The following is a 7,628-nucleotide window of genomic DNA, read 5'->3' as shown; positions in this document are numbered from 1 at the left end:
TTTTCCCTGACCGCTGACGAGGACGTCGGCGAGCGCTTCGACATGTCATGCTTTGATGGTCAACTCTTGAAACCGCTTTCGCTCGAAGAATTCGAGTCGTTACTCGCAGGTCGAAGCGAGACACCAGGGTCGACGACGAAACCTCTGCGCTCGGCGTACCGTCCGAGGCAGAAGAGGCATCATCTATGACTGAAACTCAGTCGGACTGACGCTCGGGCGGCATCCCTTTGGGCTCCTTCGACCACAGTTGCTTGCAAGCGGCTGATGTCAGCGGCGCGGTTTTCCAAAGGTCGTAGTCTGTTGGTCGGGGTTGCCGTCGGAGAGCGATTGGCCACTGAGACGCATTGTTGTGACTTGTACTCGCATGTCTCGTAATTCCCGTTGTGCGATTCATCCGTTCATAGCCGGGAACGTGACGGTTCGCAGGCGTAAGGCCCGGCGCGCCGGGCCGTCTGACGAAAATCGAGGGTGACTAATGGCCGAGAGCCTCTGCCGCGATCTTCTCCTCCGCAAGCAGGGACAGCTTCTGGTCAGTTGCTTTCTCCTCCTTCAACGTGTCGCCCAGAATTTTGACAGACTCGGTCTCACCCAACTGATTAGCCAAAGCTATCAACGAGCCATATGCCGCAATTTCGTAGTGCTCCACTTTTTGGGCCGCCGCGATAAGCGCCGTGTCGAGGACTGGGCCCTTTTCGATCTCGTCGATTTGCTGTTGACCCTCCTCGTTCAGTCCCTCCATGGCAACGCACTTGACGCGCTGGAGCTTGATTCCCGTCGCCTGGACGACCTGGTCAATTCTCTTAATCTGCCCTCGGGTTTCCTCCAGATGCATCTCGAATGCGGCCCGAAGGCCCGGATTTGTCGACGCCCGCGCCATCTTGGGCAGTGACTTCGTCATCTGATTTTCGGCGCTGTAAATGTCAGACAGCGCGTGGATAAACAAGTCTTTCAGAGACTTCGTAGTCATAATTGCTCCTTTGAGTCAATGTGGAGAATGCCTACCGGTGGATACGGTGTGACCGACAGGACCGCAACCTGCGGGCGCCGACAACCACGTGTCGTATTTGTCGCAGGGGCGAGCGTGGCAGTAGCCCCAAGACAAACGGCTATGGCTCTGTTGCTAGAACCACCGGAACAACGCTTTCCTCGAGGAATGCACACCGCTAGCGTCTGCGTCGCAATTGTCGTGCCGCAGGGGGGCTGGATCTTGCTGCCGGTTTTTGCAATTAGGAACCTATCAAACGGCCTTCCATTTCACGCTCGTCGCCGACGTTTTTGGTAGCGCTTTTCGCTTTGCACATTGGCATGCGAGATTCACCCGCAGCCTGTCGCCGATGCCCACGGTAAGCACCAGGGACTACGTCTGGCCCGCTAGCGCATTACGAAGTCGCGGGGTGGCGCGTTCGTCATTTCGCCCGATTTGTGGCAGACTGATTTTAGCGCTCGGCCAGCCGCCTCCGGACAGAACGTCTGCAAGTGACTGAAGCGGTTGCCGGACTACTGCGGAGGTCAACAGTTGAGCCCCTCGTTTCGGCTTGATACGTCTGAGCATCGAAGTTTTCAGGTCATAAGTGAGGACGGCGAGCGTGCCTGGTGTCGGGTACGGTGTCGAGATGCCGAGGACAATGAGCGCTCGGTGCTTGCCGTGCGGCTTACTGCTGAGCGCTCGACACCCACCAGCGTCGATCGTCTTATTCACGAATACGACCTGAAGGACCAGTTGGGCAGTACATGGGCGCTGCGACCGCTGGAACTGGTGCGCGAAGGTGGTCGAACGCTCCTTTTGCTGGAGGACTTCGACGGGGAGCCGCTCGACGCGTTACTTGGCGCGCCGCTGGAAGTGGGCCGCTTCTTGCGCTTGGCTATTGGCGTGGCCACGGCCGTCGGCCAGGTCCACCAATGGGGCCTGATTCACAAGGACCTCAAGCCGTCCCATATCTTCGTCAATCGCTCGAACGAAGAGGTCCGGCTGACCGGCTTCGGCATTGCATCGCGCCTGCCCCGTGAGCGGCAGGCGCCCGAGCCGCCCGAGTTCATCGCCGGCAGTCTCGCCTACATGGCCCCCGAACAGACCGGGCGGATGAACCGATCAATCGACGCCCGCAGCGACCTCTACGCGCTCGGCGTCACGCTCTACCAGATGCTGACGGGCTCGCTGCCATTCACGGCGGCCGATTCGATGGAGTGGGTGCATTACCATGTAGCGAAAATGCCCGCTGCGCCGTGCGAGCGGGTGAAGACCGTCCCGGCGCCGGTCTCTGCCATCGTCATGAAGCTGCTCGCCAAGACGGCCGAGGAGCGTTATCAGACCGCGGGCGGGGTCGAGAGCGATCTGCGCCGCTGCCTCGCCGAATGGCAAGCGCGAGGCTCCATCGACGCCTTCGCGCTGGGCCAACACGATATCCCGAACCGGCTGCTGATCCCCGAAAAGCTGTACGGGCGCGAACGCGAGATCGACACCCTGCTTGCCGCCTTCGAGCGGGTGGTGGCCGAGGGCGCACCAGAGTTGGTGCTGGTGTCCGGCTATTCCGGCATCGGCAAGTCGTCGGTGGTGCAAGAGCTGCACCGCGCGCTCGTGCCGAAGCACGGCCTGTTCGCATCCGGCAAATTCGACCAGCACCGGCGCGACATTCCTTACGCGACCCCGGCGCAGGCGCTCCAAGGCCTGATCCGACCGCTGCTGGGCCAAAGCGATACCGAACTGGCGCCGTGGCGCGAGGCGTTTGCTGAGGCGTTGGGCCCGCACGGCCAGATAGCGGTGACCCTCGTTCCCGAGCTTGGACTGCTCATCGGCCCGCAGCGGCCAGCCCCCGAGCTGCCGCCACTTGACGCGCAGCGCCGCTTCCAAATGGTGTTCTGCCGCCTGCTCGGAGTGTTCGCGCGGGCTGAGCACCCGCTGTTGCTGTTCCTCGACGATCTACAGTGGCTCGACTCGGGGACGCTTGATCTGCTGGAGCACCTGGCGACCCAATCGGAGCTGCGCCATCTGCTGCTGGTCGGCGCCTACCGCGACAACGAAGTCACGCCTGCGCACCCGCTGATGCGGCGGCTTGCGGCGATCCGCGGCGCCGGGGGGCGGGTGCAGGAGATTCTCCTGACGCCGCTGAGCGTCGTGGACCTGTGCCGGCTGATCGCCGACGCGCTGCACTGTGCGCCGCGGCGTGCTGCGCCGCTGGCCCGGCTGGTGCACGATAAGACCGGTGGCAACCCATTCTTTGCCATCCAGTTTCTTAGCACTCTTTGGGAAGAGGGGCTGCTGGCCTTCGACCACGGCCAGCGGTGCTGGGACTGGGACATTGAGCGCATCCGCGCCAAGGGCTACACCGACAATGTGGTGAAGCTGCTGCTGGGCAAGCTCGCCCGCCTGCCGCAGGAAACGCGGGAGGCCCTCACTCGGCTCGCCTGTCTCGGGAACAGTGCCCAAACTGCCACGCTAAGCATGGTTCTCGGGGTGCCTGAAAATGAGGTTCATACGGCACTGTGGGACGCTGTGCGGTCCGGGCTCGTCCTGCGATCGGAGCACGCCTACACTTTCTTGCATGACCGCGTGCAGGAAGCGGCCTATGCGCTGATCCCCGTAGGCAAGCGGCCCACCGAGCATCTGCGGATCGGCCGGCGCCTCAGGTTGCGCACCGCGCCCGAGGAGGTCGAGGACAGCGTCTTCGAGATTGTGAACCAGCTCAACCGCGGCGCCGGGTTGATCACATCGATGGAGGAGCGTCAGCGGGTCGCCGAGTTGAATCTCATGGCGGGCAAGCGCGCCAAGGAGTCGACGGCCTACGACTCGGCGCTGACCTACCTTGCGGCCGGTGGGACACTACTGGCCGGCGACTGCTGGGACCGGAACTATGCGCTCGCCTTCGCGCTTGAATTCCACCGCGCCGAATGCGAGTTCCTGACCGGCCAGTTGGCTTGCGCCGAGGCGCGCCTGGCTGCGCTACCCACCCACGCCGCTTCTCACGGCGACGTTGCCGCCGTGACCCGTCTACGCATAGCGCTCTATATGACCGCGGGTGAAAACGGGCACGCCATTGAGGTGGGGATCGAGCACCTCCGGCGCGTAGGTATCCACTGTTCGCCCCACCCGACGCAAGATGAGATGGATAAGGAGATCAAACACATCTGGCGCCAGCTCGGCAAGCGCTCGATCGAGGCGCTCATCGAGTTGCCACCGATGAGCGATTCGGCCGCCTGCGCCAGTATGGACGTCCTCGCCGAGATCCTGCCGCCCGCCTCGTGGACTGATAACGATCTATATTGCCTCCTTGTCTGCCGGATGGCGAACCTGAGCCTGCAGTACGGCAATAGCGACGCCTCGTGCCTCGCCTATGTCTATCTCGGCATGATCCTGGGTCCGCACTTCGGCGACTACCGCGCCGGATTCCGCTTTGGCCAGTTAGCCATCGACCTGGTGGAGAAACGCCGGCTGGACCGTTTCAAAGCCCGTGTCTACATGTGTTTCGGCTACCTTGTAAGTCCGTGGGTGCAGCACTTGGGCACGTGCAACTCCTTGTTGCGGCGTGCCTTCGACATGGCTCAGGAAGCTGGCGACCTTACCTTTGCGGGTTATAGCTATGTCAATACGGTCACGTTCATGCTCGCCGGCGGCGAGCCGCTTGACGAGGTGCAGCGGGAAGCCGAGGCCGGGCTCGGCTTCGTGCGCAAGGCGCAATTCGGTGTCGTCATCGACCTTGTTACCGCACAGCTCGGGCTGATCCGGACGCTGAGGGGCCAGACACCGGTGTTCGGCTCCTTCAATGACGACCAGTTCGATGAGGATCGCTTCGAGCAGCATCTGCAGGGCGCCCCGGATCTGGCGGTCGCGACCTGCAGGTACTGGATCCGCAAGTTGCAGGCGCACTACTTTGCCCAAGAGTACGCGTGCGCTGTTGCGGCAGCGGCGAAAGCGAAGCAGTCGCTCTGGACATCACTTTCGTTCTTCGAGGCGGCCGAATACCATTTTTATAGCGCGCTTGCGCACGCGGCCCAATGCGAAGTGGCCTCCGTCGCGCAGCGGGCCGAGCACCTGGACGCCCTGGCCGCGCACCATCGCCAACTCCAGGGGTGGGCCGAGCACTGCCCGACGAACTTCGCCGATCGCGCCGCGCTGGTCCACGCTGAACTCGCCCGCCTTGAGGGCCGCGAACTCGACGCCGAGCGGCTTTACGAGCAGGCCATCCGCGCAGCCCGCGACAACGGCTTCGTCCAGGACGAGGCTATCGCTTATGAAGCGGTGGCGCGCTTCTACGCGGCGCGTGGCTTCGATATTTTCGCCGAGATGTATCTCGACAAGGGCCGCCACGGCTACCTGCGCTGGGGAGCCCATGGCAAGGTGCGGCAACTCGACCAGCTCCATCCGCACCTGCGCAAGGAGCCGGCACCCGGCCCGATGAGCACGATCGCCACGCCCATTGAACATCTCGATCTGGCCACCGTGATCAAGGTATCGCAGGCGGTCTCGAGCGAGATCGTCTTGGACAAACTGGTCGACATGCTGTTGCGCACGGCGCTCGCGCAGGCAGGGGCCGAGCGAGGTCTGCTGTTTTTCGTCGCGCACGAGGGGGAGCCGCGGCTCAGGGCAGAAGCCACCATCGAGCAGGATAGGGTCGTGACGCGACTGCGCGATGAGCCTGTGACAAGGGTGATGCTGCCCGAATCCATGCTCCGCTACGTCATGCGAACGCAGGAAAGCGTCATTCTCGATGATGCGGTAGAACACGATGCGTTTAGCGCCGATCCCTACGTCCGGCGACATCAGGTCCGCTCTGCGCTCTGCCTGCCGCTGATCAACCAGAGCGAACTCGTCGGCATGCTGTACCTTGAGAACAATCTGATGCCGCGGGTCTTCATGCCGACCCACATCGCGGTTCTGAAGCTACTGGCTTCGCAGGCCGCGATCACCCTGAAGAATGCTCGCCTGTACCGCGATCTCGCAGAGCGCGAAGCGAGGATCCGACGCCTCGTCGACGCCAATATTGTCGGCATCTTCATCTGGGACCTGTCAGGTCAAATTCTCGAGGCCAATGACGCCTTCCTCCGAATCGTGGGATATGAGCGCGAGGACCTCGTGTCTGGGCGGATGCGCTGGACGGACCTGACGCCGCCCGAATGGCTCGAAAGCGACAATCAACGAATCACGGAGATCGGGATGACGGGGACCGTACAACCGTATGAGAAGGAGTTTTTCACAAAGGATGGAAGCCGCGCGCCGGTGCTGATCGGCGCGGCGACGTTCGACCAAGATGGGAGCGAGGGTGTCGGTTTCGTACTCGATCTGACCGGGCGCAAGCGGGCAGAAGCCGAAGCGCGCGAGAGCGAGCGGCGATACCGCGAAGTGCAGATGGAACTCGCGCACTCGAACCGGGCTGCGACCATGGGGCAACTGACGGCCTCGATCGCCCATGAGATTCAGCAGCCGATCGCCGCGACAGCCGTGGATGCTTCGGCCGCGCTACGCTGGCTGCGCATCAATCCGCCAAACCTTGAGGAGGTCAGGCGGTCGCTAGATCGCATCGTCAATAACGCGATGCGAGCCGGCGGCATTGTCGGGGGGATTCGCGATCTCATCAAAAAAGCGCCTCCTCGCAAGGATAAGGTGGACATCAACGATGCGGTCCGCGAGGTGATCGAACTGACGCGGGGCGAAGCGACGAAGAACGGCGTCTCAGTGCGGACTTTGCTCGGGGAGGGTTTATCACTCGTCCTTGGAGATCGCGTGCAGTTGCAACAGGTGATGCTCAACCTGATCGTCAATGCTGTGGAAGCGATGAGCGCAACGAGCATGGCCCCTCGAGACTTGCTGATCAGCACGGCCGCAGATTCATCGGATGGCGTGTCTATCGCCGTGCGGGACTCTGGACCGGGACTGCCCCCCGCAGCCGTCAAGCGCGTCTTTGATCCGTTCTACACGACGAAGGCGCATGGCCTGGGCATGGGTCTGTCAATCTGCCTTTCGATCGTCGAGGCGCACGGGGGACGACTGTGGGCGAGCGCAAACGTGCCTCGGGGCGCCGTCTTTCAACTCGTTCTTCCGAGCGGGGAAGTCGAACATGCCCCATCCAGTGAGAACCATGGGGTACCGGTGGCATGACTAAGAAGATAACCGCAAATTCGTGGTAACCGCCGCCAGGAGGCCGCATGTGCTGAGACGCCGGGCGCCCGAACGGGCGCCCGGCGCAATGCCCCCGGGGGGGGCGATGGCCGCCCCCTAGTGTGCCTTCGGATCGATTTTGACGCCCGATGCAGTCCGACTCGCTAATGCCCGGAGCGTCTTCGAAGCATCGCCGGGCAAAGCGACCGATGCCGTGCCGTCGCCACCATCCACCGCAGCTTGCGGTGACTCGACGAATTCCCATTCAGGCCCCTGGTTCCACGGTCCCCGAGGTGCGCCATCACCGGCCGACATTTTGTAATAAACGCTGGAAAATTGCTCCAATCCGGGCAACTTTCCTTCAGGAAAGTTCGGCTGTATGGAATGTAGTGCCCTCTCGAAAGACTTCTGATGCGCAATTTCACGCGTCATCAAAAAGCCGAGTGTTTCGCGGATTTCAGCATCGTCGGTCACGTTCATCAACCGCTCGTAGACGATCTTCGCTCGTGCTTCGGCGGCGATATTGGAACGCAGGTCC

The 7,628-nt window shown here is 62.3% G+C and carries 3 protein-coding genes; 1 reads left to right on the top strand and 2 read right to left on the bottom strand.

What is annotated here, in order from left to right:
• Window positions 1-472: 472 nt before the first annotated feature.
• Window positions 473-967, bottom strand: coding sequence for a YciE/YciF ferroxidase family protein (locus HV670_RS28840; protein ID WP_175108366.1), 495 nt, complete (start codon window positions 965-967; stop codon window positions 473-475).
• A 522-nt stretch (window positions 968-1,489) separates the two neighbouring features.
• Between HV670_RS28840 and HV670_RS28835 the strand changes: the two genes are divergently transcribed.
• Window positions 1,490-7,090 (top strand): trifunctional serine/threonine-protein kinase/ATP-binding protein/sensor histidine kinase, encoded by a 5,601-nt coding sequence (locus HV670_RS28835; RefSeq protein WP_343054520.1) that lies wholly within the window; start codon window positions 1,490-1,492, stop codon window positions 7,088-7,090.
• A gap of 117 nt (window positions 7,091-7,207) precedes the next feature.
• On the opposite strand, the gene HV670_RS28830 is transcribed toward HV670_RS28835, so the two are convergent.
• Window positions 7,208-7,628: manganese catalase family protein (locus HV670_RS28830; protein ID WP_175108365.1), on the bottom strand; the 421-nt coding region annotated here is incomplete at its 5' end.

Origin of the sequence: Pararobbsia alpina (genome assembly GCF_902859895.1) — a bacterium.
Lineage (GTDB): Bacteria > Pseudomonadota > Gammaproteobacteria > Burkholderiales > Burkholderiaceae > Pararobbsia > Pararobbsia alpina.
The sequence above is the reverse complement of the archived record's forward strand: the minus strand, read 5'-3'. Positions and strand labels throughout refer to the sequence as shown.

What these genes read in the sequence shown, in the direction of transcription:
- HV670_RS28840 (WP_175108366.1), bottom strand. Translation starts at nt 967, where the DNA reads ATGACTACGAAGTCTCTGAAAGACTTGTTTATCCACGCGCTGTCTGAC.